Origin of the sequence: Lacisediminimonas profundi (assembly GCF_008831265.1) — a bacterium.
GTDB classification, from domain to species: Bacteria; Pseudomonadota; Gammaproteobacteria; order Burkholderiales; family Burkholderiaceae_D; genus Lacisediminimonas; species Lacisediminimonas profundi.
On sequence record NZ_VTTH01000001.1, the window covers coordinates 1,095,617 to 1,119,202 of the forward strand.

Below are 23,586 nucleotides of genomic sequence, written 5' to 3' on the forward strand. Positions count from 1 at the left end.
GTAGCCTCACTGCAGACGTCGTCATTACGGGATCCCCATCCCCGGCCCTGCAGGCAACGCTTTGCGTTGTGGCAAGACCTTTACCAACCGTTTGGTAAAGGTTTTTTGACCCGGGGATCTTTGCCAGTCAGTACGGATAACAACCGGGTGTCTGTCCAAAGGATCTTCCATGGAGATATTCTCAGCCCAGTTTCTCTCGGCGCTGCTGGCGATCATTGCGATCGATCTGGTGCTCGCCGGCGACAACGCCATCGTCATCGCGCTGGTTGCGCGACGACTCCCTGCAGACAAGCAACGCATGACCATCATCCTCGGCACTGTCGGTGCCGTGGTTGTTCGCGTGTTGATGACGCTCATCATCGTCTGGTTGCTCAACATACCAGGGCTGCAACTGGCGGGTGGTTTGTTGCTGGTCTGGATCGCATACAAACTGCTGGCACCCGATGAAGAGTCTGATGAGAATTCACATCTTCCCGCCGGCCAGGTAACCTTGGCCAGCGCCATCCGGACCATCATCGTTGCCGACACTGTCATGGGCCTGGATAATGTGCTGGGCGTGGCCGGTGCAGCGCACGGCGATTTCACGCTGGTCGTCATCGGTTTGCTGATCAGCGTGCCGATCATGGTTTTCGGCAGCACAATGATCCTCAAGTGGGTCGAGCGGTTCCCGGTTATTATTTACATAGGTGCCGGCATCCTGGCGTGGACCGCAGTCAAGATGATCGTGACCGAAGCCATGCTGAAAGCCTACTTCACGCAGAATTCACTCTTCGCGTGGGCCCTGTACCTGGTGGTCATAGGTGGCGTGGTGGGAAGCGGTGTCTTGCGCGCACGGCGTTCGCGTGAGCTTGCTGAAACCGATTACCCGGCTGCCGGTGGCAAGCCTGCTGCGATTTCCGAAAAAGGGGAAAGTTGACATGCTACGTATCCTGATCCCGGTCGATGGTTCTCGCGCTTCCCTGGATGCTGTCAACCATGTATTGCTGCTGAATCGCCGCGGTCAGGAGCCGATGAAGGTCAACCTGGTCAACGTGCAGCCGCGCCTGTCACGCTACGTGTCGCGTTTCGTGCCTCTCGCCAATCGGGATTCTTTCCGGAAGGAGGGTACCCAAAAGGCGCTCCAGCAGGCGCGGGAGATGCTGGACAAGGCAGCAATCCAGTATGACGTGGTGGTGCGCCAGGGGGATACTGCCGAATCCATCGCCGATTGCGCGCGCGAGGTCGGCGCTCACAAGATCGTGATGGGAACGGCGCGCAAGAACGCCCTGATGCGGCTGTTTGAAGACTCGGTCACCACCAGGGTGATCGAACTCTCGATGGTGCCGGTCGAGGTGATTGCGCGCGCGCAACCCAACCTGCTGGAACGTTTCGGCATTCCAGCCGGGGTAGGGACAGTAGTCGCCTTGATGTTGTTGGCAGAGGACTGAGAGGATATCGGGGTGCTGCCCGCCGGAAGTTGAAGGGCAGCACCTGCGATTGAAGTAAAAAAACATCGGGTCAGGGTTTGCGCCCTGACCCGACTTTTTTTGCAGGCGAAGATGCACTTGCTGCAATTGTCTTGCCTGGCCGCGCCTCAGGCCCGCGGCAATGACGCCTGCAGTTCTTCCTGTTGCGCATTCAAGAGCACGGTCACATGCGGCCCCGGCAACGGCGCGCCGAGGAAGTAGCCCTGCACCCGGTCGCAGCCGTGCTCGTCGAGGAAGGCCAGTTGCGCCGCGGTCTCGACCCCTTCCGCCACGACCTCCACGCCCAGCGAGTGCGCCATTGCAATGATGGCGGTCGTGATTGCCCGGTCTTCGGCATCGGCCGGCAGGTCAGTGATGAAGGTGCGGTCGATCTTGATCTGGTCGATCGGGAATCGCTTCAGGTAGGCCATCGACGAGTAGCCGGTGCCAAAATCATCGATCGAAATGCAGATCCCTTCGGCCTTCAATCGCGTGAGCAGTCGCACGTTTTCCTCGACGTCTTCCATCAGCACGGTCTCGGTGATTTCCAGTTCCAGCTGTCCCGGAGCCACGCCGGTCCGATTCAGGATCGCGAGGATGTCATCCACCAGGCCTTCCTCGCGCATCTGCCGCACCGACAGGTTGACGGCGATGCTCAGTTCCCGCATTCCTTCGGCTGCCCAGCGTGCGGCCTGCTCGCATGCCGCCTCCAGCACCCATTTGCCGAGCGGAACGATGAGGCCGCTTTCTTCTGCAACCGGGATGAACTCGAGCGGCTGTATCAGGCCCAGCTCGGGGTGCTCCCAGCGCAGCAGCGCTTCGACCGCGACGATGCGGCGGGTGGCGATGCTGATCTGCGGCTGGAAGAACACGCGCAGCTCATTGCGCTCGAGCGCCTTGCGCATGCTGTTCTCGAGCTGCACGCGTTTTTGCGCCCGTTGCTCCATGTCGGGGTGAAAGCGGTCAAACGCATTCTTGCCACGGCTCTTGGCGTGGTACATCGCCGTGTCGGCATTCCGGATCAGCGCCTGCAGGTCGGCGCTGTCCAGCGGATAGATTGCCAGGCCGATACTGGCGCTGACATACATTTCGTGCTTGTCCAGCGGGAAGGGCGCTGCCAGCGCCGCGATCAGCTTGGCAGCCACTGATTCGCTCTCGCGGGAACTGGTGGCTGATTCGAGGATCACGGCAAACTCGTCGCCGCCGATGCGGCAGATGGTGTCGGTCGTGCGCAGCACGCCGGTCAGGCGTTGTGCCACCTGCTTGAGCATGCGGTCCCCGTTCTGATGGCCCAGCGTGTCGTTGACCACCTTGAAGTCGTCCAGGTCAAGGAACAGCAGCCCGACCATGCCGCCGAACTGATCGACTTTCGATAGTGCGAATGCCAGCCTGGCGTTGAAGGCGTGGCGGTTGGGCAGCCCGGTGACAGGATCGGAATGGGCAAGGTAGTCAAGATGGGCTTCGGTATGGCGCACCACCCGGCGCATGCGCGCCACCAGCAGGAAGGCAATGGCAAGCGAACCGGCCGCTACTGCCAGCGTCAGCCCGATGTAGCCCAGCACACGGCGCCACAACTGTTCCAGGCTGACCCGCAATACGACCGTGCCGAGGTTGCGGCCGTCCATCCTGATGATCGGCTGCGCCACCAGGACCTCGCCGGCACTGAAGCGGTAGCCGTCTCGCATCAAGGTGCCGTCGGCCCGTGGTGGCGGCCCGTCGTCGCCGGCAGCCTGATAGTGTGCCAGGGCTTCGTAGTGCTCGTTCAGGATTGCCGCCGCCAGCACGCTTGGCGAAAATTCCAGCGCAGACAGTGTGTCGTGCGCGGCCGCGGGATCCTTGAAGCTCAGGGCAGCAGTGCTGTTTTCGCCGATGATGCGGGCCTGCACCCGGGCGTCGTCCACTAGTGCGCTGCGCAACGAGACCACTTGATAAACAGTCAGCAGCGTCCCCGCCAACAGCAGGGCCGCGCCAGCAGTGAGCAGGGTGGCCAGATCGATCCAGCGCGCCAGCGGCCGCCTCAGGCCGGGTTGTTTCGGCATGTTCATCGGACCTTTCTTGCCAGTCGCAGCAGTTTCGAGCTGGGGGCCAGATTCACGGCGCGCGCCGCCGTATGGTCGACATCAAACACGATCCGCTCACCTTCGGTTGCCATGCTCATCATCACCCTGTCCTGCAGAGCGGGTTCATCGGAAACGGTCAGCACTGCCGCGCCAGCCAGCGATTTGCGCAGGGTGTTCCATTTCTCGCGGGGTACGCTACCGACCACCAGTACCTGGCACCCGCGCAGCCCATCGGTATCGTAGGTCAGCTGCATGACCAGGCGCCGGCCGAGCAGGGTCGGCACGGCAAGCTCCTGCATGCCTTGTTTCAGTTCCGGGGCCTGCAGGAAGCACACATTGAAATCGTTCCCGGCAGGAAGGGCGTCGGCCGGCCATGTCGTGAACAATGCGAAGTTGTACACGATCGCCGCTTTCAGCCGATAGTCCGCGACCGGGTCTGCCAGCGCCGGTCCGCTGGCAAGCAGCAGCGGCAGGCCGATTTTCAGGCCCCAGCGTCGGAATATGCGCGATCGGGCCAAGGTCAGAAGCCGTACGTGAATTTCAGGCGCCAACTGCGGTCGTCCTGTCGCAGGCTGTCCTGCAGATGTTCGTTGGCCCCCGGGTCGGCATAGCGCCGGTTGAATACATTGTAGATGCTGGCTGACATCTCCAGCCCTTTCGCCAGCCGTGCGGAGAACAGGGTTGCGTTGGCGATCCAATATCCGCCGATTCTCCGGGTGAGGGTGTCCCGTGGTCCGACATACTGCGCTTCGATTCCCGCCCGCACCCGCCCCAGCGGGACCGAGAAATTCATCTTCGCCAACAGGTCCGGCGAGTTGACCGGGTGCGAACCGGTGGCAGTGTCATAGGTGTGTTGAAAACTGGTGCTGGCGCGCATCCGGGCGCCGCCCCTCCAGGCTTGGTCCAGCGACAGTTCAAGTCCGCGGGCGGTTGCCTCGCTGGCGTTGATGAAGGTCGATGTCAGCGTGACCGGGTCGTAGGTCTGCGTGATCAGGTTGGATGCGACGTTCTGGTAAAGCGTGGCGACGACTTTGCTGCTTTGCCCGATGCGTTGTTCGACGACGAGTTCATGGGTCCGGATGCGTTCGGGCCTCAGCGCCGGATTGGGGTTCTGCCCGCCCGGGGCCGGCGCACGGTAATACATTTCATAGGTGTTCGGGTCACGATATGCGGTCCCGAATATGCCTTTCACGACGGTGCCTGTCCGTGGCTTGTAAATCAGGGCCAGGCGCGGATTGACGATGGAATCGGTGATCTCCGACGAGTCCCAGCGCAGGCCGGCATTGAGCAGCAGCCGCGGCGTCAGCGTGATTTCATCCTGGATGAACAGGCCGGTTTTGCGGCCGCGCCGGTGGTCGTCGAGGCTGGACGCGTATGGCACGACAATGTAGGTGTACTGGTCCAGGCGCCGGTCGACCGCATGCACTGCCCCCAGCACCAGCTTGTGTCCGGTAAAGCGCGTGGTGAGCAGCTTGATGTCGGCGCCGAACCAGCTGCCGATGCTGCCGTCGCGCTGAACGCTGACCGGCGGCAGGTCGTAGATGTAATCGCCCTGGTAATCGTAACGGCCGAACGAGAGGTTCACCGCCAGCTCGGTTCGATCCGACAGGAGGTCGCGATAGCCCAGTTGGGCTGATGTCTGCACGTCTCGCGTGCCCGACCTCGGGTCGTTGAACACCTGGCCCCAGGAAGCGGTCGGGATGCCCTTGGTCCGTTCCGAATGGGCGAGCGAAAATCTCCATGGACCAGCGCGTCCCTTGGCGAACACGGAATTGGACAGGTCGTGGTCCAGGCCCCGTGCGATGCCATTGTTGTTGGCCGGCGTATCGAACTGCGGGTAATACAGGTCTGCGCCAGTGCTGCGGTAACGGGTGGCGGAGAGCAGCAGTTCGGCACCGGCATCGTCATGCATGGCGAGGGTCGCGCGCCCCTTGGTCGTGCCGGACTTGCCGGCCGCCCCGGAAACCTGTACCAGCGGCAGGTCCCGCGCCCGTTTGGTGACGACATTGATGACGCCGAAGAACGCATTCGCGCCATAGATCGAGGAACCGGCGCCAGGGACGTATTCGACCCGGTCGATCAGGTCGATGTCGAGCATGAACTCGGTGCCGATCGACGCCTGTTCATACACGGCATCGTTGGTGCGCTGCCCGTCCACCAGCAACAGGAAGCGGGTGTTGTAGTCGCCTGGACGCAGGAATCCGCGCGCGCCGAGGTAGCTGTAGTTGCGGTCGTAGTTGACGCTCAGGCCGGGGAGAGTACGCAGGATATCAGCCAGCGTGCGCCAGCCGAAGTGGCGTATGTCGTCCGCCGTTACCACGGATACCGCCGAGGGTGCGTCGCTGGAGTTCTGCAGGTATCTGGAGGCGCCGTAGACCTCTTTATCGAGCAGCTGCTCGATTGACATCGTGACCAGGGCATCGGGTGCTGGTGCATGCTCGGCCGCGGCCGGCAAGCAGGCAGTGCTGAGGGCGATGGCGCTCGCCGCTGCAATGGCGCGGCGCAGCCGATGCTGCTTCTGGTCGGTGCGGGACTTCATTTGAGCTGCTTGCTGGCAGGCGGGTCCGACTGGCCGGATCCGAAGCATGAAGCCAGGCAAGAAGCCCAGGCAAGAAGACAGGCAAGAAGCGGCATCCTGCCAGCGGGGCCTGAAATTGCCGCCATTTCCCTTGTTTTCTATCACGCGGACTCTTGTTGGATATCAATATTGCAACGGCAATAGTGTATATGTTTCGACAAGTCCTGAGGGCTTTGGCTGCGCTTCCGGCGTGAAATTTTCAGGTCAGTCCATCAAACAGCACGACATCGACCATGTCGCCCGGCGCGACATTGGCTTGTTCATGGTGCAGGACCACCATGCAATTTGCCTCGGACATCGAGCGCAGGATGCCCGATCCCTGGGAGCCGGTGATGCTGACGCTGCGCCGGCCGTCGGCATCCGTGGTGAGTATTCCGCGCTGGTACTCGGTGCGGCCGGGTTTCTTGCGGATCGCGGTGCGGGAGACAACCGGCAGCAAGGGCAGGGGTGCCGGCGCTGCGCCCATCATGTGCAGCAGGGCATCGCGTGCGAAAAAATAAAATGTGACCATTACGGCGACCGGATTGCCGGGCAGGCCGAACAGGTAGGCGCCATGTCCGCCGGAGGAGATGTGGCCGAACGCCATCGGGCGCCCCGGCCGCATGCCAATTTTCCAGAAGCTGACATCGCCCAGCTTGGCCATCATCTGCTTGGTGTAGTCCGCGGCGCCGACCGAGACCCCTCCCGAGGTGATGATGGCGTCGGCATTTTCGGCCGCGCTGCGGAATGCAGCTTCCAGCGCTTCGGGTTCATCCCTGACTACCCCCATGTCGACAATGTCGCAGCTTAGGCGGCGTAGCATGCCATACAGCGTGTATCGGTTGCTGTCATAGACGCAGCCCTCGTCCAGCGGCTCGCCGATGGAACGCAGTTCATCCCCGGTGGAGAAAAACGCGACTCGAAGGCGCCGCTGCACCGGCACTTCGGCAATCCCCAGCGACGCCAGCAGGCCAAGATCGGCCGGGCGCAGGATCCGGCCACGGGCAAGCGCCGCTTGGCCGGCCTTGAGATCTTCCCCTGCGAAACGGCGGTTATCGCCGGCGCGCACCACGCCTGGCGGAATGGTCACTGCTTGTTCGTCGCCATCGCGGGTGAATTCCTGGGGTACGACAGTGTCGCAGCCGGCCGGCATGATGGCGCCGGTCATGATGCGCAGGCATTCCCCCGGGCCGACCTGGCCATCGAAGGCGCGGCCCGCAAAAGCGGTCCCTGCGATCCGCAGGCGCACCGGTTCGCTGCCGAGATCGCTTGCACGCAATGCGTAGCCATCCATCGCCGAGTTGTCGTGGGCCGGCACGTTGATCGGCGAGATGATGTCGGCTGCCAGCACCCGGTCCAGCGCGGCCCGGATCGCGAGCTTTTCGACTGAATCAATCGGACGGATGAAGGAACGGATCACTTGCTGGGCGCTGGCGACCGGAAGGGCGTCAGGATCGTACCCGGAGACGCAGCTGGCGATGTGCTCGAGTGAGGGGTGTGCTTGTGGTGGTTGTGACATGAAGCTGTTTTCTTTTCCTATCCGCCGATGTATGACATCTCGACCTTGCGCCGGGCCAGCGACAAGCCCTCGGTATTGATGGTGCGCAGTTCGGAGTAGCGGTCGCTGCGCTGGCGCCACAGGTGTGCGATCGCGCCCTGGATTTCGGCATCGCTACGTCCGCCGCGCAGCAGGGAGCGCAAGTCGTGGCCGCTGTTTGCGAACAGGCAGGTATAAACCCTGCCCTCGGTCGACAGGCGCGCGCGCGTGCAGTCGTGGCAGAAGGCCTGTGTGACGCTGGAAATCACGCCGATCTCGCCGCCGCCGTCGCGATAGCGCCAGCGTTCGGCAGTCTCGCCGGTGTAGTTGGCTTGCGCTTCGGTCAGCGGCATTTCTTCACTGATGCGGCGCACCACTTCGGCCGACGGGATCACTTCGTCCATCTTCCAGCCGTTGGAAGCGCCGACATCCATGTATTCGATGAAGCGCAGGATCACCGGCGAGCCCTTGAAGTGGCGCGCCATCGGCAGGATTTGCTGGTCGTTCATGCCGCCCTTGACCACCATGTTGACCTTGACCGGACCGAGGCCGGCCCGATGCGCGGCTTCGATGCCGTCCAGTACATCGGCGACCGGGAAATCGACATCGTTCATGCGCCGGAAAACGGCTTCGTCCAGCGCGTCGAGCGAGACCGTCACCCGGGTCAGCCCGGCATCCTTCAGCGATTGCGCCTTGCGCGCCAGCAGCGAGCCGTTGGTGGTGAGCGTCAGGTCGAGCGCCTTGCCTTCGGGCGTGCGCAGCACGGCCAGCATCTCGATCAGCTTTTCAAGGTTCTTGCGCAACAGCGGTTCACCGCCGGTCAGACGGATCTTGTTGACGCCGTGGTCGGCGAACAGCCGGGCGACACGGGTGATTTCCTCGAAGGTGAGCAGCGAACTTTGCGGCAGGAATGCATAGTCCTTGCCGAATACTTCCTTCGGCATGCAATAGACACAGCGGAAATTGCAGCGGTCGGTGACCGAGATGCGCAGGTCTCGTAGCGGACGCGACAGGGCGTCGGTCAGCACGCCGGTCGGCGCTTCGAGTATGTCCGGTATGACCGCCGCGCTGTCCGGATAGCGTTGTTCGGCGACGGGGATGACTTTCGCGACCATGATTTTTCGAGCCTTGCGCCGCGCGATGCAATCGCCGCGGCCAACAGAAAATATTACCGAAGATAAGATACCACGAGGCCTGCGAGGGCACATCCCGCAAGCAAACCCATCGCTCCCGCCTTGTATCGGAACAACGCAACGCATGCCAGAGCCGTGATCGCCACGGCAGCGAAGTCCCACTGCGCGAATGGTCTTTCGGTATGAAATACGTGTTGTGCAAAAAACAGGGCCAGGCTGACGATCACGCCGACCACCGCCGCCGATATCGCGGTCAGCGGGGCGGTCAGCCGGATATTGTCGCGGGTGGACTCGACCAGAGGGCCGCCGGCCAGGATGAAAATGAAGGAGGGCAGGAACGTGAAGAAAGTCGCCACGCAGGCGCCGATGAAACCGGCAAGGGCGAGATGCCCGGGTCCCAGCACCTCCTTGGTCCAGCCGCCGACGAAGCCGACGAAGGCGACGATCATGATCAGCGGGCCGGGCGTGGTTTCGCCCAGTGCCAGGCCATCGATCATCTGGGGGCCGGTCAGCCAGCCGAAGGTTTCGACCGCTGCCTCGTACACATAGGGCAGCACGGCATACGCGCCGCCAAAGGTCAGCAGCGCTGCCTTGGTGAAGAACCAGCTCATCTGACTGTAGGGACTGTGCATGCCGCCGGAAGCCCAGGCGACAAGCAGCCAGACGGCGGTACCGATCAGCAGTCCTGCCGCGCAAACCGCGGCCAGCCGTGCCGGGCGAAACAGGGCGTGCTCGGGCGTCGGGGTGTCGTCGTCGATCAGGGCTGGCCCGTATGACTGGTGGCTTGCGCCATGAGCGCCGCCGAGCTGGAACTGGTGCGGCAGCATGCGGCTGCCGATCACGCCGGCAGCAGCGGCACTCAGCACGATCAGGGGAAAGGGGAGGTCGACGACGGCGATCGCCAGGAAGGCAAGCAGCGCAATCGCCACCAGCCAGCGGTTTTTCAGAGTGCGGCTGCCGATGCGCCAGGCCGCAGCAAGCACGATCGCCACCACAGCTGGCTTGATGCCATAAAGTATGCCTGCAATGACTGGCACATCGTCGTAGGTCAGGTAGATCCAGGACAGCCCGGCCAGCACGCCCAGCGAGGGCAGCACGAACAGCACGCCGGCCATCACGCCCCCCAGCGTGCCATGCATCAGCCAGCCGATATAGATCGCCAGCTGGGTTGCTTCCGGACCAGGCAGCACCATGCAGTAATTCAGTGCGTGCAGGAAGCGCTGCTCCGAAATCCAGCGACGCTTCTCGACCAGTTCGGTGTGCATCATCGCAATCTGGCCAGCCGGACCGCCGAAACTGATAAAGCCCAGCTTCAGCCAGTACAGCAGCGCCTCGCCCAGGCTGACGGGCGAGGAAGCCTGGTCCAACACGCTTTGTTGTTGCACTTTATTCAGGTCTCCATAGAGAAAAAGGGAGCCGAGACTCCCTTTTTCATGCTGGTTCGGCATTCTCGCCGGGCGGGTGTCCGATCAGTGCCGGGTTTCCACCTGTACCAGCGGTTCGCTCGGCAGCGGTGCCAGCGGCTTGCGCTCGCGTGGTGCGCGAGGCTGGGCCACGATGCGTGCCGATGCTTCCTGCGCGGCACGCAGCTTTTCTGGATCCGTCACGGCCAGTGTCAATCCGGCTGAAGACAGAACCTGGCGCAGCTCGTCCAGCGGCATGGCAGCGGCGCCGGCGGCCATGGCCGGCGTTGCTGCCGGTGCTGTTGCCACTTGGGTGGCTGCAGGAGCCGGAGCAGGCGCTGCCGGAGCAGCTACAGGCGCTGCCGGGGCCGCGACTGCCGCGACGACCTCGGGCTGGGCTCCTTCAACAGCAACAGCGGGAGCCGGCGGGATGACTTCGGCGGCGACTTCCGCTTGCGCTTCAGCAGCCGGGGCCGCTTGCGGCGCCGGTGCTGCCGGTGCTACCACAGGCTGCACCTCTGCGACCGGTTGGGCCGCAGTGGCCGTCACCGTTTCCGGGGTAGCGACCGGCGCTGCTTCGATTGCTGGTTCGATTACCACCGGCAAGGCCGGGGCAGACTCTACCCTCGCTTCTTCGGCCAGCGGTTCACGGGCAATTGCGGCAGGCTCGGCGGGAGCGGCAACGATTGCTGCAACTTCCGCGGCAGCAACGGCCGGAGCGTGTTGCGGCTCGGCAGCCACGACAGCCTCTGCTTGCGCAGTGGCACCAGCCTCGGCCGCTTCGCCTGGTTCACCTTCTTCAAGCAGTTCGCCCGATTCCGGATTGTCACGATCGCGGCGGTTGCGGTTGCGGCCGCCACGACGACGACGACGACGCTTCTGTTCTTCGCCTGCCTCGCCTGCTTCACCTGCCTCGCCGGCCGGTGCAGCGCCCAGTTCGAGTTCTTCCTGCGCCTGTGGAGCTTCTACCAGGGTTGCGGGTGTCAGTCCGCCAGCAATCGGTGCAAGCGCCAGTGTCGCTTCCTCGGTTGCTGCTTCGACCGCTGCGCTGGCCTTGGCTTCATCCTTTGGCGGGCGCGGCTGGCGTTCACGCCGACCTTCGCCACGTTCTGCACGTTCACCACGCTCTGCCCGCTCGCCACGCTCTGCGCGTTCGCCACGTTCGGCACGCTCTCCGCGGCCTTCAGTGCGCGCTTCACGGGTTTCGGCGCGTGCTTCTGCCGGTTCGCGTGTTTCGCGTGGTTCGCGCGGCGGGCGCTGGCCACGTCCGGCCTGGCCAGTCGATTTCTGCGCAGTTTCCTCGCGGGCTTCCTGCTTCTCGGTGTCGCGTTCGCCACGGCCGCGGGTGCGGCTGCGTCCGCGGCCATTGCGTTCCTGCCGCTCGCGCGTCGGGGCCGGCTTTTCAAGAGCCGGGGTCAGCGGTACTGCCGGCGCCACGGGCTTCTTGCGGAACAGGCCGAACAGGCGTTCCAGGAATCCTTCCTCGCGGACTTCAGCCACTACTGCGGGCGCCGGTGCCGGCGCGGAAGGAGGCTGGACACGCTCGACGATAGGCGCTTGCTCAGGGGTGATGCTCTTGACCATTGCCTCCTGGCGTGGCTTGCCTTCTTCTTTCTGGCGCTTGCTATAACCAACGTCGGTATCGGCTTCCTCCGCCATTGCATAGCTGGCCTGCAGGACTTCAAGCCGCGGATCGTCGTGCTTGATCCGTTCCAGCTTGTAGTGCGGCGTTTCCAGGTGCTTGTTGGGGATCAAGATCACCGACACACGGTGGCGGGTTTCGATCTTCAGGATCTCGCCGCGCTTCTCATTGAGCAGGAAGGCGGCGACATCGACCGGCGACTGCACGTGGATGGCCGCGGTGTTTTCCTTCATCGCCTCTTCCTGGATGATGCGCAGGACTTGCAGGGCGGAGGATTCGGTGTCGCGGATGTGGCCGGTGCCGTTGCAGCGCGGGCAGGTGACGTGGCTGCCTTCCGACAATGACGGACGCAGGCGCTGACGCGACAATTCCATCAGGCCGAAGCGGGAAATCTTGCCCATCTGTACGCGCGCACGGTCGAAATGCAGCGCGTCTTTTAGCCGGGTTTCGACTTCGCGCTGGTTGCGCGCACTTTCCATGTCGATGAAGTCGATGACGATCAGGCCGCCCAGGTCGCGCAGGCGCAACTGCCGGGCCACTTCATCTGCCGCTTCGAGGTTGGTGTTGGTCGCCGTGGTTTCGATGTCGCTGCCGCGGGTGGCGCGCGCCGAGTTCACGTCAACCGACACCAGTGCTTCGGTATGGTCGATGACGATCGCGCCGCCGGAAGGCAGCGGTACCGTGCGCGAATAGGCAGTTTCAATCTGGTGTTCGATCTGGAAACGCGAGAACAGCGGAACGTCGTCGTGATAGCGTTTCACGCGGTGCACCATGTCGGGCATCACGTGGCTCATGAACTGCTGCGCCTGTTCGTAGATGTCGTCGGTGTCGATCAGGATTTCGCCGATATCCGGCTGGAAATAATCGCGGATCGCGCGGATCACCAGCGACGATTCCTGGTAAATCAGGAACGAGCCCGGTGCCGACTTGCCGGCGCCTTCGATGGCGCGCCACAGTTGCATCAGGTAGTTCAGGTCCCACTGCAATTCTTCGACATTGCGGCCGATGCCAGCGGTGCGGGCGATGACGGACATGCCTGGCGGAATGTCCAGCTTGTCCATGGTTTCACGCAGTTCCTGGCGATCTTCGCCCTCGACCCGGCGCGAGACGCCGCCGCCACGAGGATTGTTCGGCATCAGCACCAGGTAGCGCCCGGCCAGCGAGACGAAGGAAGTCAGTGCCGCGCCCTTGTTGCCGCGCTCTTCCTTTTCCACCTGGACCATGATTTCCTGGCCTTCGCGCAATGCGTCGCGAATGGTGGCGTTGCGGACATCCACGCCTTCCTTGAAGTAGGTGCGGGCGACTTCCTTGAAGGGCAGGAAGCCGTGGCGCTCCTCGCCGTAGCTGATGAAGCAGGCTTCCAGCGACGGCTCGATACGGGTAATGACGCCTTTGTAGATGTTGGACTTGCGTTGTTCGCGACCGGTGGTCTCGATGTCGATGTCGATCAGCTTCTGGCCATCGACGATTGCGACCCGCAATTCTTCTTGCTGGGTCGCATTGAACAGCATGCGCTTCATGTTTCACTCCGTGACCCGAAGGTCTGGTCAGTGCCGCAGCGAAAGCCGCGGCGTGGTACGGGGATGTACGCGAGGACGGAGAGCCAGGGGGAGGGGAACTGCCTAACGTGCGGCCGCGCTTGTTCAGCGCGTCGCAACAGGGCGCGGATGCGGCACATCGAAACCACCCTCACGCAGTGCGGCCAGTGGCGCGCTGTCTGGCGCCGCGGCGCAGGCCGGTTTGTAACCGGTTGCGAACTACGCGGCGCTCATGAAGCGACCAGCTGGGCCAGGTGCGATCTGTCGGTGGGCACGATGACTGCATCAAACCAGCAAGCCCGCTTTCGCAAGCTTGCCAGACATATCCTTACATTCCGGGCATCAAGTCCAACAATCCAGCGACGGTCCGATCGCAACAGCGGTGCAACCCTGACGGGCGCGGCTGGAGTGGTGCATACACGCTTTCCATTGTATTCGCGCACTGAAATGCAATGCAACGGGGCCAATGGGGTCACCCCTGTGTAGAATGTGCTCTTTATTCTTACACGCACCCTCTTAAACCGGGGTGCAACAAATTATATTCGCAAAATGAAGGAGTTAGCGAGCGATTCCGGCGGAAACGCGGCCGGCAACGGATCCACATCCCTCCTTCCCCAGGTCAAGCTGGTGACGATAGGCGAAGAAGATACCGGCCAGCGCATAGATAATTTCCTGCTGCGCATGCTAAAAGGCGTGCCAAAAAGTCATGTTTATCGGGTGCTGCGCTCAGGCGAGGTGCGGGTCAACCGCGGCCGCGTAGACCAGACCTACCGTCTGTTGGAGGGCGACGTGGTGCGCGTGCCGCCGGTGCGGCTGCCCCAGCGCGACGAAAAAATCGTGCCCGGCGCGGAGTTCCGGATCCTGTTCGAAGATGAACACCTGCTGGTGATCGACAAGCCGGCAGGCATTGCCGTGCATGGCGGATCGGGTGTCAGTTACGGTGTCATCGAGCAACTGCGTGCTTCCCGGCCCCAGGCCAAGTTCCTGGAACTGGTGCACCGGCTGGATCGCGAGACATCGGGCATCCTGATGCTGGCCAAGAAACGTTCGGCGCTGACCAGCCTGCACGAGCAGATGCGGGAGGGCACGACTGACAAGCGATACCTGGTGCTGGTGCACGGCGACTGGCGCAACGCCCGCCAGCATGTGCGCTTGCCTTTATATAAGTATACGGGGCCGGACGGGGAGCGGCGGGTGCGAGTACAGGCAGATGGCGCGCCGTGCCACACGGTTTTCAGTTTGCTGAGAAAATACGGGCCGTTCGCGTTGCTGGAAGCCGAGCTGAAGACCGGGCGTACCCACCAGATCCGGGTCCATCTCGCTTCCAGCGGATTCCCGATTCCGGGCGACGACAAGTATGGCGATTTTGCCCTTAACAAGATGCTGCAGAAGGCGAACGGACCCTACGGCGTCCTGAAGCGCATGTTCCTGCATGCCCACCAGATCACATTTGCCCATCCCGCAACCAGCGAGCAGATGACCCTGAACGCGCCACTGCCTCCCGAGTGTTTGCGCTTTCTCGAATCGCTCGACGACGGCCGGCGTGCTGCGCAAGCTGGCGGGCCAGCAGGCCATACCGGAAAAATGAATGGCAAAGAAGCAATTTGACCTGATCGTCTTCGATTGGGACGGCACGCTGATTGATAGCACCGGCACCATCGTTCGCTGCATCCAGGCCGCGGCGCGCGACCTCGGCTTGCCGGTGCCGGACCAGCGCTCGGCCTCTTATGTGATCGGACTAGGCTTGCAGGAGGCGATGGCGGCCGCCTTGCCCGGCCTCGATCCCGGGCATTACCCGCGCATGGTCGAGCGCTACCGCCATCACTATCTGGCCAAGGACCATGAGTTGACCCTGTTCGAAGGCGTTCCGGAAATGCTGGCAGATCTCTCCGCCCGCGGCTACTTCCTGGCGGTGGCAACCGGCAAGAGCAGGGTCGGCCTGAACCGTGCGCTGCATGGCGTACGGCTTGCTTCGCTGTTCGACGCCACCCGCTGCGCCGACGAAACCTTTTCCAAGCCGCATCCGGCGATGCTGCATGAAATTACCCGCGAACTCGGGCAGGATTTGCGCAGGACCGTGATGATCGGGGACACCACCCACGACCTGCAGATGGCACTGAATGCGGGGGCGGCTGGAATCGGCGTGCATTACGGGGCGCATCCGGCTGCGGAACTGGATGCGCTGCAACCCTTGTTTTCTGCAAGTTCGGTGCCCCAACTTCATCAGTGGCTGCTCGACAACGCCTGATGAGCGCCACGCCGGACATCGCCGTTTTCGTCTGCGCCGCGGACGAAGTCGTGGAGCGCGGCAAGGGCGTGCGCTTTCCCGTCACCGCGGGCGGCGAGGAGCGCACCGGATTCGTGATCCGCTACAACGGCGGGGTGCATGCCTACCTGAACCGCTGCGCGCATGTTCCGGTGGAACTGGACTGGACCGAAGGCGAGTTTTTCGAATCGAGCGGCCTGTACCTGATGTGCGCTACGCATGGCGCGGTCTACCTGCCTGAAAGCGGGCAGTGCGCCGGCGGACCTTGCCGCGGGGGCAGGCTCAGGCCGATTGCCGTCTTCGAAAGAGATGGCGGAATTTATTGGGAGCCGGATGAATTCGTCCGGCCAGTACTGGCATAAGGAAGACCTGTTTCATGGAAGAAAATCAGAACCCCGGCGCCGCGGACGATGCGGCATTGCAGGCAACCCGCAGCACCGGTTCGCAAAAGGCCGATGGCAAGACCTGGGAACGGGATACGCTGGAACGCCTTGCTTTCGCCCAACTGAATGAGGCTAAGGTGCGTCGTCGCTGGTCGATATCTTTCCGCTTGCTCACCTTGCTGATCGTCGGGGCAGTGGTCTGGCAGCTGTTCGATTTCGGCGGCGGCGACATGGAATCGATCGGCCGCCATACGGCGCTGATCGAGATCGATGGCAGCATCGAGGCCGGCAGCGGTAGCGGGGCGGCCGACAATGTCGTGATTGCGCTGAACAAGGCTTACGCCGATTCCAATGCAGCGGCGGTGATCATGCGCATCAACAGCCCCGGCGGCAGCCCGGTGCAGGCAGGCATCATCTATGATGAAATGCAGCGCTTGCGCAAGGCCTACCCTACCAGGCCACTGTACGTAGTCGTAGAAGAGATGTGTGCATCCGGCGGCTATTATGTTGCCGCCGCTGCCGACCAGATATTCGTCAACAAGGCCAGTATCGTTGGCTCCATCGGTGTACTGATGGATGGCTTCGGATTCAGCGGCCTGATGGAAAAGTTTGGCGTCGAGCGCCGCTTGCTGACGGCTGGCGACAACAAGGGCTTCCTTGACCCGTTCAGTCCGCAGACGCCGCGCCACAGGGAATATGCGCAAACCATGCTCAACGAAGTGCACCAGCAGTTCATTGAAGCAGTGCGCCAGGGGCGCGGCAAGCGCCTGAAAGAATCGCCGGAAATGTTCTCCGGCTTGTTCTGGTCCGGCGCCAAGGCGGTCGAGATGGGCTTGGCCGACGGCTTCGGTACGGTGGATTCCGTTGCCCGCAATATCGTCAAGGCCGAGGACATCATCGACTACACCGTGCATGAAGGATTGCCCGAGCGCGTGTTGAAACGCTTCGGTGCGGCAGCAGGGGAGAGTGCCATGAAGTCGCTGTGGCAGGGCAAGGCGGTATCGCTGCGATGAACTGCTCGGGTGCGATTGTCCTTGCGATCTGCGCCCGGGTGACTATATTGAAGTTGATGGCGTCTGGCAGAAACAGGCCTTGTCCATCAGGATGGCAGCATTGATCGTGCTGTCCGGGAAGTTATACTTCCTGTTCCCGGGCCCTGTGAAAAGGGCCTGCAAAACGGCGGCGCAATACCGCCGTTTTGCATTTCGTCCTCTTCATTGCTTCCGCGCTTTTTTCATTGCTTCTTTCACGGCTTCTTTCACAGTTTTTTTCACAGCTTTTTTCAGCAGTACCGCCGCCATCAACTCGCCAGAAACAGGAATACGGTAGGCTGCTTCTGGAGTTGCTGGGCCAGGCCATCGCCGGCTTCCGATTTCCACTGCCGGGCTGTGCGCGTGCGTATCACTTCAGTGTCCAGCGTCAGGTTGGTGGCGACGCACACCAGGGTGTCGGCATGGCAATGCTGCAGCAGCGCATCCAGCAAGGCCGCGTTGCGGTAAGGCGTCTCGATAAATATCTGTGTTTGCCGTTCCTGCCGCGAACGTTGCTCCAGCGATTTGATCCGCTTCCCACGTTCACCGGCGTCGATGGGAAGGTAGCCATTGAAGGCGAAGCTCTGCCCGTTCAAGCCGCTTGCCATCAGTGCCAGCAAGATGGAAGAAGGGCCTACCAGCGGATGTACCCGGATGCCACGTGCATGCGCCACCCGGACCAGGTCGGCGCCAGGATCGGCCACGGCCGGCACACCTGCTTCCGACAGCAGGCCAGCGCTGGTTCCCTGCTCGACAGGCGCAAGCAGGGCCGGCAAGCGGCTTGCCTCGGTCCGCACGTTCAACTCCTCTATCCTGATCTGCTGCAAGGGCAGCGCTAGTGGATGGGTCAGGGAGACGGCTTTCAGGAATGCCCGCGCGGTCTTGGCATTCTCCGCAATGAAGTACTCGAGACGGCAGGCAATCGCTAGCGCGCTGGCAGGAATCACTTCAAGAGGATTGCCGCCGGCACCGGGCGAGGCCAGGATGTTGGGTACCAGATAAAGGTCGCCGGCCATTCCTTCAGGCTCCCGCGCCGGTATCGAAGAAGGACACGCCGGCTGTCCTCAGCATTCCGCACAATGCGATCAGCGGCAGGCCGGTGAGCGCGGTAGGGTCGGTGCTGTCGATCCGCTCCAGGATGGCAATGCCCAGGCCTTCGTTCTTCGCACTGCCGGCGACGTCGTAGGGTTGTTCGATACGCAAATAGGCGTCCAGTTCGTGGTCAGGCAGTTTGCGAAAGCTGACCAGGGTACGGATCTCCTCCAGCTGGACCGGATGGGCCGCGCCCGGCCTGCAATCGAGCAGGCACAATGCCGTGTGAAACACCACCTGGCGTCCGCGCATCATCTGCAGTTGCGCCAGCGCCTTTGCGTGCGAGCCGGGTTTTCCGATCTGCATGCCGTCAAGCGTGGCTACCTGGTCCGACCCGATCACCAGCGCGCCTGGCACTGTGGCACTGACGGCTTCCGCTTTTTCCCGAGCCAGTCGCAATGCGGTGGCCGCCGGCCGCTCGCCGGGGGCAGGGCTTTCGTCGATGGATGGGGAAATTGCTTCGAACGGCAAGCGCAGGCGGGACAGCAATTCCTGGCGGTAGCGCGAACTGGAAGCGAGGATCAGGCGCAGTGTGGTGGGAGGCATGCGGGAGTGCGCGGAATCGGGTGGAAAGAGCAGGTGGAAAGAACGGGTGGAAAAAGAGGATGTAAGACCGGCTGAAAAAATGGCTGGAAAACGGTTGGAGATGCGGTAAATCTTTGACGAATAAGGAAAAACGCTGCTATTATCGCAGGTTTTCCGGAACGCGCGAGCCTATGGGAACGTACGACGTTGATGCTTTCGAGTTTTGCCGCAAGAAGGATTCCCGCAGTGGCGAGACTCCCGTCGCGCAGTTTGGGCGTCTGGTTGCGGAGACTCTCGATCAGTCGGGCGCCATTCGCTGGTCCGTGCAGGGCGGGATCAATCCCCACGGTAATCCGCAAATGATGTTGCAGGTCGCGGGCGAGGTCAGCTTGCGCTGCCAGCGCTGCCTGGGGCCGATGGCTTACTCGATTGATTCGCAGGCCGTGGTTGTGGTGGCAGCGGACGACGAGCAGGCCGACGCGCTCGACGAGCAACTGGTCGACGAGCCGGTTGAGGTCATCGTCGGCTCCAGTGCGCTGGACTTGCTGGCGCTGGTGGAAGACGAAGCGCTGCTGGCATTGCCGCCCGCGCCCCGGCATGACCACTGTGTGGTTGCCAGCGAGCCGGTCGTGCCCGAGGAAAAGAAAGAATCTCCGTTTGCCGTCCTCGGCAAACTGAAGCGCTGAGCCGGGTGCTCGCCGTCAGCGCGATGAACAATTCGGGCAGACGGGCATGTCGGAAGGGAAGTTCCGCCGGCGGCCTGTGTTAGAATCTCGCGTTGAATTTTGTATTAAATTTCGCATTACATTTCGTATTTTACGGTTTAGGAGTAATCATGGCTGTTCAGCAAAACAAGAAGTCGCCCTCCAAGCGCGGCATGCACCGCTCGCACGACGCACTCGACACGAACCAGTTGGCGGTTGCAGTTGACAGCAAGACGGGTGAAGTTCACCGTCGGCACCACATCTCGCCGACCGGCATGTACCGCGGCCGCAAGGTTCTGGCTACCAAGAACGACGAGTAATTCGTTCACGCTGTCACATAGAATGCGGCGCTGGCCAGCGACCCCCGGTTCGCTCCACGCCGCCTTTTTCATGTCTGGCAACGCTATCTTCGTCATTTCGAATCACACCTGGCCGGCCGGCCTGTCGGCTTGCGCACGGGGCTGCTGATCGCGCCAATGACAATTCATATCTCTATTGACTGCATGGGGGGCGACCACGGCCCTTCCGTTACTGTGCCCGCTGCCATTTCGTTCGTGAATGCGGAGCCGGAGGCATTCCTGATGCTGGTTGGCCGCGAGGAAGTCATTGCGGCCGAACTGGCGAAGCACAAGGCACAAGCTCATCCGCGCCTGGCGATCGTGAATGCGACCGAAGTGGTCACGATGGACGACCCTCTCGAGGTCGCGCTGCGCCGGAAGAAAGATTCCTCGATGCGCGTCGCCATCAACCTGGTGAAGGAAGGACGGGCGCAGGCTTGCGTTTCGGCCGGCAACACCGGCGCGCTGATGGCCGTGTCGCGCTACGTGCTGAAGACCTTGCCCGGCGTGGACCGGCCGGCAATCTGCACCATCTTGCCGAACCAGAAGGACGGACCGACCTACATGCTCGACCTCGGCGCCAACGTCGACTGCGAGCCGCACCACTTGCACCAGTTCGCCCTGATGGGCTCGGCACTGGTCGCTGCCGTCGAGGGCATTGCCCGCCCCAGCGTGGGCTTGCTCAATGTCGGCGAAGAAGACATCAAGGGCAATGACGTCGTCAAGCAGACTGCGGTCCTGCTGCGCGCCGACCATGCCAAGGGCCTGATCAATTTTTATGGCAATGTCGAAGGCAACGACATCTTCGAAGGCACCACCGACATCGTCGTGTGCGACGGTTTCGTCGGCAACGTGGTACTCAAGGCTTCCGAGGGGTTGGGGCGATTCGTCAAGAATGCGCTGACCGCGGAGTTCAAGAGCAGCCCGCTGAACATGCTGGGGGCGCTGATTGCCCGCGGCGCGATCAAAGCGTTCTCGCGCCGCCTTAATCCCTCCCGCTACAACGGCGCCAGCCTGCTCGGCTTGCGCGGACTTGTATTCAAGAGCCATGGCGGCGAGAATGCCTATGGCTTCGAGCGCGCGATACGGCGCGCCTTCGACGCCGCCCGTAATGACGTACTATCTCGCATCTCTACAACGATAGCGGAGTGGATGCCGCAAGACGACCAGTCGACACCTGCATCCGAATCCGATAATCAGACAATCGCATGACTTCATTCAGCAAAATCATCGGGACCGGCAGTTACCTGCCGCCCCGGCGCGTGACCAACCAGGACCTCACCGCGCAACTGGCGCAGCAGGGCATCGAAACTTCCGACGAATGGATCGTGTCCCGCAGCGGCATTTCGGCCCGGCATTATGCCGAGGACGGTGTGCTTTCCAGCGACCTCGCGGTGGAAGCGGCGAAACGCGCGCTCGAGATGGCCGGCTTGCAGCCCGACGACATCGACCTGATCATCCTCGCCACGTCGACCCCGGACTTCCTCGGTGGTTTCCCCAGCACCGCCTGCGTAGTGCAGCGCAAGCTGGGCATCACCAACAATTGCGCGGCGTTCGACGTGCAGGCAGTGTGCAGCGGCTTCGTTTATGCGCTGTCGATCGCCGACAGCTTCATCAAATCCGGTGCGCACCGCAAGGTACTGATCATCGGCGCCGAAGTATTCTCCCGCATCCTTGATTTCACCGATCGCGGCACCTGCGTGCTGTTCGGCGATGGCGCCGGCGCCGTGGTGCTGTCCGAGTCGGCCGAACCGGGCATCCTCGCCTCCAAGATGCATGCCGATGGCAGCCATGCCGACATACTCTGCGTGGCTGGCACGGTAAGCAAGGGCGGTTTGGCCGGCAGCGGCTTCCTGTACATGGACGGACCGGCAGTGTTCAAGCTGGCGGTGTCCGTGCTGGACAAAGTGGCGCACGAAGCCCTGGATAGCGCTGGCATGCAGGCGTCGGAAGTCGACTGGCTGATTCCGCACCAGGCCAACATCCGTATCATGCACAGCACCGCGAAGAAGCTCGGCATGCCGCTGGAAAAGATGGTCGTGACGGTGGACCAGCACGGCAACACCTCGGCGGCGTCGATTCCGCTTGCTCTCGACCTGGCGGTGCGTGATGGCCGGGTCAAGAAGGGCCAGGCCGTGATGATGGAGGGCGTCGGTGGTGGCTTCACATGGGGCGCCGTGCTGGCGCGCATGTAAGCGGCTGGGCCCCAATACCAATAACAGAGACGTTTCATGACCAGATTTTCATTCGTATTTCCCGGCCAGGGCGCGCAATCGATCGGCATGCTCAATGGCTTCGCCGACAACAGCGTGGTGCGCGATACGGTCGCGGAGGCCTCCGATGCCATCGGATTCGACCTCGCCCGGCTGATATCGGAAGGCCCCAAGGAAGAACTCGACCTGACCACGAATACCCAGCCAGTGATGCTGACCGCGGCGGTTGCGACTTATCGCGCCTGGCTCGCGGCCGGCGGTCCTGCTCCGGCGATCGTTGCCGGCCACAGCCTGGGCGAATACTCGGCACTGGTTGCTGCCGGCGTCATTGCGTTCAGGGATGCCGTGCCGCTGGTGCGCTTTCGCGCGCAGGCGATGCAGGAAGCAGTGCCGGTCGGCGCCGGCGGCATGGCTGCCATCCTGGGCCTGTCGGACGAGGACGTGCGCGCCGCCTGTGCCGAAGCGGCGCAGGGAGAAGTGGTCGAGGCGGTCAACTACAATGCACCGGCGCAGGTAGTGATCGCCGGCACCAAGGCGGCCGTGGACCGCGCCTGCGAGGCAGCCAAGGCAAGGGGCGCCAAGCGCGCGCTGCCGCTGTCAGTGTCGGCGCCGTTCCATTCCTCGCTTCTGAAGCCCGCTTCCGCGCGGCTGCAGGAATATCTGGCGACAGTGGCGTTTTCCGCGCCACAGATCCCGGTGATCAATAATGTCGACGTTGCCATCGTCTCTGATCCGGCCGCGATCAAGGACGCGCTGGTGCGCCAGGCGGCAAGCCCGGTGCGCTGGGTCGAGACGCTGCAGGCCATGGCCGCCCAGGGCGTGATGCACGTGGTCGAATGCGGTCCGGGCAAGGTGTTGAGCGGCCTGACCAAGCGCATAGGCAGCGATTTTATTTCCGACGCGATCATGGACCAGGCATCGCTCGACAAAGTGCTGGAGAGCCTGAAATGAGCGAACAAGCAGGAGCATTGAACAACCAGGTTGCGCTGGTGACCGGCGCTTCGCGCGGGATTGGCCGCGCAATCGCGGCCGAGCTTGCGAAGCAGGGCGCGCGCGTGATCGGCACTGCGACGTCCGAAGCCGGCGCCACCGCCATCTCGGCCTATCTTGCCGAGATCGGTCCGCAAGCGGGCCGTGGCGTGGTGCTGAACGTGAACGATGCCAAGGCCTGCACCGACCTGATCGACAGCATGCAGAAGGAATTCGGCGGCATCGGCATCCTTGTCAATAACGCGGGAATCACGCAGGATCAGCTGGCGATGCGGATGAAGGACGAGGAATGGGACGCGGTGATCGCGACCAACCTGACTGCCGTGTCGCGCCTGTCGCGCGGCGTGCTGCGCGGCATGATGAAAGCCAAGCAGGGACGCATCATCAACATCACCTCGGTGGTCGGCTCGGCCGGCAACGCCGGCCAGATGAATTATGCGGCAGCCAAAGCCGGCGTGGCCGGCATGAGCCGTGCGCTGGCCCGCGAGATCGGCAGCCGCAACATTACAGTGAACTGCATCGCGCCGGGCTTCATAGACACCGACATGACGCGTTCCCTGACCGAGCCGCAGATCAATGCCTTGTTGCAGCAGATTCCGCTGGGCCGCTTCGGGCTACCGGAAGACATCGCAGCGGCGGCCGCCTTCCTGGCTTCGCCGCAGGCAGGCTACATCACGGGCACCACCCTGCACGTGAATGGCGGCATGTACATGGCATAGCAGCAGCCGG

21 protein-coding genes are annotated in these 23,586 nt (G+C 62.7%); 12 read left to right on the forward strand and 9 right to left on the reverse strand.

What is annotated here, in order from left to right; all coding sequences use genetic code 11:
- Positions 1-169 precede the first annotated feature (169 nt).
- Together FVE66_RS04950 and FVE66_RS04955 are read left to right on the forward strand one after the other, a co-directional pair.
- Positions 170-916 carry a TerC family protein gene (locus tag FVE66_RS04950; RefSeq protein ID WP_151446232.1) on the forward strand — a complete coding sequence of 249 codons (747 nt, stop codon included), beginning with the start codon at positions 170-172 and terminating at the stop codon, positions 914-916.
- 1 nt (position 917) lies between these two features.
- Positions 918-1,427, forward strand: coding sequence for a universal stress protein (locus tag FVE66_RS04955; protein WP_151446233.1), 510 nt, complete (start codon positions 918-920; stop codon positions 1,425-1,427).
- Between the two features lie 146 nt (positions 1,428-1,573).
- Here FVE66_RS04955 and FVE66_RS04960 read toward each other — a convergent pair whose 3' ends face one another.
- From FVE66_RS04960 to FVE66_RS04990, 7 genes are all read right to left on the reverse strand, one after another.
- Positions 1,574-3,490, reverse strand: a complete 1,917-nt coding sequence (locus FVE66_RS04960) for a putative bifunctional diguanylate cyclase/phosphodiesterase (RefSeq protein ID WP_151446234.1) — start codon at positions 3,488-3,490, stop codon at positions 1,574-1,576.
- On the reverse strand, positions 3,487-4,023 hold the full coding sequence (locus tag FVE66_RS04965) for a YfiR family protein (protein WP_161993184.1): 537 nt from the start codon (positions 4,021-4,023) through the stop codon (positions 3,487-3,489). Before FVE66_RS04965 ends, FVE66_RS04960 begins: the two co-directional genes overlap by 4 nt.
- A 2-nt stretch (positions 4,024-4,025) precedes the next feature.
- Entirely contained in the window at positions 4,026-6,044 is a 2,019-nt protein-coding gene (locus FVE66_RS04970; protein ID WP_161993185.1) for a TonB-dependent receptor plug domain-containing protein, read from the reverse strand.
- A 238-nt stretch (positions 6,045-6,282) separates the two neighbouring features.
- A complete protein-coding gene (moeA, locus tag FVE66_RS04975; RefSeq protein ID WP_151446237.1) occupies positions 6,283-7,581 on the reverse strand; it encodes a molybdopterin molybdotransferase MoeA in 1,299 nt (432 codons plus the stop codon).
- Between the two features lie 17 nt (positions 7,582-7,598).
- Positions 7,599-8,714: a GTP 3',8-cyclase MoaA gene (moaA, locus tag FVE66_RS04980; protein ID WP_151446238.1), complete on the reverse strand. Its 1,116-nt coding sequence runs from the start codon at positions 8,712-8,714 to the stop codon at positions 7,599-7,601.
- A 53-nt stretch (positions 8,715-8,767) separates the two neighbouring features.
- The gene (gene chrA, locus FVE66_RS04985; RefSeq protein ID WP_241673010.1) at positions 8,768-10,117 is read right to left on the reverse strand and encodes a chromate efflux transporter; all 1,350 of its coding nucleotides are present in this window, start codon (positions 10,115-10,117) and stop codon (positions 8,768-8,770) included.
- Between the two features lie 84 nt (positions 10,118-10,201).
- Positions 10,202-13,297 (reverse strand): Rne/Rng family ribonuclease, encoded by a 3,096-nt coding sequence (locus FVE66_RS04990; RefSeq protein WP_151446240.1) that lies wholly within the window; start codon positions 13,295-13,297, stop codon positions 10,202-10,204.
- 567 nt (positions 13,298-13,864) lie between these two features.
- Between FVE66_RS04990 and FVE66_RS04995 the strand changes: the two genes are divergently transcribed.
- The 4 genes from FVE66_RS04995 to FVE66_RS05010 are packed head-to-tail and all read left to right on the forward strand — an operon-like array spanning position 13,865 to position 16,977.
- A complete protein-coding gene (locus tag FVE66_RS04995) occupies positions 13,865-14,923 on the forward strand; it encodes an RluA family pseudouridine synthase (RefSeq protein ID WP_151446241.1) in 1,059 nt (352 codons plus the stop codon).
- The gene (locus FVE66_RS05000) at positions 14,904-15,563 is read left to right on the forward strand and encodes an HAD-IA family hydrolase (protein WP_151446242.1); all 660 of its coding nucleotides are present in this window, start codon (positions 14,904-14,906) and stop codon (positions 15,561-15,563) included. The genes FVE66_RS04995 and FVE66_RS05000 overlap by 20 nt, the downstream gene beginning before the upstream one ends.
- Positions 15,563-15,943 (forward strand): Rieske (2Fe-2S) protein, encoded by a 381-nt coding sequence (locus FVE66_RS05005; protein ID WP_151446243.1) that lies wholly within the window; start codon positions 15,563-15,565, stop codon positions 15,941-15,943. The genes FVE66_RS05000 and FVE66_RS05005 overlap by 1 nt, the downstream gene beginning before the upstream one ends.
- 14 nt (positions 15,944-15,957) lie before the next feature.
- Positions 15,958-16,977 (forward strand): S49 family peptidase, encoded by a 1,020-nt coding sequence (locus FVE66_RS05010; protein ID WP_151446244.1) that lies wholly within the window; start codon positions 15,958-15,960, stop codon positions 16,975-16,977.
- Positions 16,978-17,264: 287 nt separating this feature from the next.
- Here FVE66_RS05010 and FVE66_RS05015 read toward each other — a convergent pair whose 3' ends face one another.
- Together FVE66_RS05015 and FVE66_RS05020 are read right to left on the reverse strand one after the other, a co-directional pair.
- A complete protein-coding gene (locus tag FVE66_RS05015) occupies positions 17,265-18,011 on the reverse strand; it encodes an SAM-dependent methyltransferase (protein ID WP_151446245.1) in 747 nt (248 codons plus the stop codon).
- A gap of 4 nt (positions 18,012-18,015) precedes the next feature.
- On the reverse strand, positions 18,016-18,633 hold the full coding sequence (locus tag FVE66_RS05020) for a Maf-like protein (RefSeq protein WP_151446246.1): 618 nt from the start codon (positions 18,631-18,633) through the stop codon (positions 18,016-18,018).
- A 170-nt stretch (positions 18,634-18,803) separates the two neighbouring features.
- Here FVE66_RS05020 and FVE66_RS05025 point away from each other — a divergent pair, with 170 nt between their 5' ends.
- The 6 genes from FVE66_RS05025 to fabG all read left to right on the forward strand — a co-directional run bounded on the left by FVE66_RS05025 (position 18,804) and on the right by fabG (position 23,576).
- Positions 18,804-19,298, forward strand: coding sequence for a YceD family protein (locus FVE66_RS05025; protein ID WP_151446247.1), 495 nt, complete (start codon positions 18,804-18,806; stop codon positions 19,296-19,298).
- A 149-nt stretch (positions 19,299-19,447) separates the two neighbouring features.
- Complete coding sequence (gene rpmF / locus FVE66_RS05030; protein WP_151446248.1) at positions 19,448-19,636, forward strand: 50S ribosomal protein L32; 189 nt, start codon at positions 19,448-19,450, stop codon at positions 19,634-19,636.
- A 156-nt stretch (positions 19,637-19,792) separates the two neighbouring features.
- Positions 19,793-20,866, forward strand: coding sequence for a phosphate acyltransferase PlsX (gene plsX / locus FVE66_RS05035; RefSeq protein WP_151446249.1), 1,074 nt, complete (start codon positions 19,793-19,795; stop codon positions 20,864-20,866).
- Positions 20,863-21,849, forward strand: a complete 987-nt coding sequence (locus tag FVE66_RS05040) for a beta-ketoacyl-ACP synthase III (protein WP_151446250.1) — start codon at positions 20,863-20,865, stop codon at positions 21,847-21,849. Before plsX ends, FVE66_RS05040 begins: the two co-directional genes overlap by 4 nt.
- Before the next feature lie 36 nt (positions 21,850-21,885).
- On the forward strand, positions 21,886-22,818 hold the full coding sequence (gene fabD, locus FVE66_RS05045) for an ACP S-malonyltransferase (RefSeq protein ID WP_151446251.1): 933 nt from the start codon (positions 21,886-21,888) through the stop codon (positions 22,816-22,818).
- The gene (gene fabG, locus FVE66_RS05050) at positions 22,815-23,576 is read left to right on the forward strand and encodes a 3-oxoacyl-ACP reductase FabG (RefSeq protein WP_151446252.1); all 762 of its coding nucleotides are present in this window, start codon (positions 22,815-22,817) and stop codon (positions 23,574-23,576) included. Before fabD ends, fabG begins: the two co-directional genes overlap by 4 nt.
- The last annotated feature ends 10 nt before the right edge of the window (positions 23,577-23,586 follow it).

What these genes read in the sequence shown, in the direction of transcription:
- FVE66_RS04950 (WP_151446232.1), top strand. Translation starts at nt 170, where the DNA reads ATGGAGATATTCTCAGCCCAGTTTCTCTCGGCGCTGCTGGCGATCATT.
- FVE66_RS04955 (WP_151446233.1), top strand. Translation starts at nt 918, where the DNA reads ATGCTACGTATCCTGATCCCGGTCGATGGTTCTCGCGCTTCCCTGGAT.
- FVE66_RS04960 (WP_151446234.1), bottom strand. Translation starts at nt 3,490, where the DNA reads ATGAACATGCCGAAACAACCCGGCCTGAGGCGGCCGCTGGCGCGCTGG.
- FVE66_RS04970 (WP_161993185.1), bottom strand. Translation starts at nt 6,044, where the DNA reads ATGAAGTCCCGCACCGACCAGAAGCAGCATCGGCTGCGCCGCGCCATT.
- moeA (WP_151446237.1), bottom strand. Translation starts at nt 7,581, where the DNA reads ATGTCACAACCACCACAAGCACACCCCTCACTCGAGCACATCGCCAGC.
- moaA (WP_151446238.1), bottom strand. Translation starts at nt 8,714, where the DNA reads ATGGTCGCGAAAGTCATCCCCGTCGCCGAACAACGCTATCCGGACAGC.
- FVE66_RS04990 (WP_151446240.1), bottom strand. Translation starts at nt 13,297, where the DNA reads ATGAAGCGCATGCTGTTCAATGCGACCCAGCAAGAAGAATTGCGGGTC.
- FVE66_RS04995 (WP_151446241.1), top strand. Translation starts at nt 13,865, where the DNA reads ATGAAGGAGTTAGCGAGCGATTCCGGCGGAAACGCGGCCGGCAACGGA.
- FVE66_RS05000 (WP_151446242.1), top strand. Translation starts at nt 14,904, where the DNA reads ATGGCAAAGAAGCAATTTGACCTGATCGTCTTCGATTGGGACGGCACG.
- FVE66_RS05005 (WP_151446243.1), top strand. Translation starts at nt 15,563, where the DNA reads ATGAGCGCCACGCCGGACATCGCCGTTTTCGTCTGCGCCGCGGACGAA.
- FVE66_RS05010 (WP_151446244.1), top strand. Translation starts at nt 15,958, where the DNA reads ATGGAAGAAAATCAGAACCCCGGCGCCGCGGACGATGCGGCATTGCAG.
- FVE66_RS05015 (WP_151446245.1), bottom strand. Translation starts at nt 18,011, where the DNA reads ATGGCCGGCGACCTTTATCTGGTACCCAACATCCTGGCCTCGCCCGGT.
- FVE66_RS05020 (WP_151446246.1), bottom strand. Translation starts at nt 18,633, where the DNA reads ATGCCTCCCACCACACTGCGCCTGATCCTCGCTTCCAGTTCGCGCTAC.
- FVE66_RS05025 (WP_151446247.1), top strand. Translation starts at nt 18,804, where the DNA reads ATGGGAACGTACGACGTTGATGCTTTCGAGTTTTGCCGCAAGAAGGAT.
- rpmF (WP_151446248.1), top strand. Translation starts at nt 19,448, where the DNA reads ATGGCTGTTCAGCAAAACAAGAAGTCGCCCTCCAAGCGCGGCATGCAC.
- plsX (WP_151446249.1), top strand. Translation starts at nt 19,793, where the DNA reads ATGACAATTCATATCTCTATTGACTGCATGGGGGGCGACCACGGCCCT.
- FVE66_RS05040 (WP_151446250.1), top strand. Translation starts at nt 20,863, where the DNA reads ATGACTTCATTCAGCAAAATCATCGGGACCGGCAGTTACCTGCCGCCC.
- fabD (WP_151446251.1), top strand. Translation starts at nt 21,886, where the DNA reads ATGACCAGATTTTCATTCGTATTTCCCGGCCAGGGCGCGCAATCGATC.
- fabG (WP_151446252.1), top strand. Translation starts at nt 22,815, where the DNA reads ATGAGCGAACAAGCAGGAGCATTGAACAACCAGGTTGCGCTGGTGACC.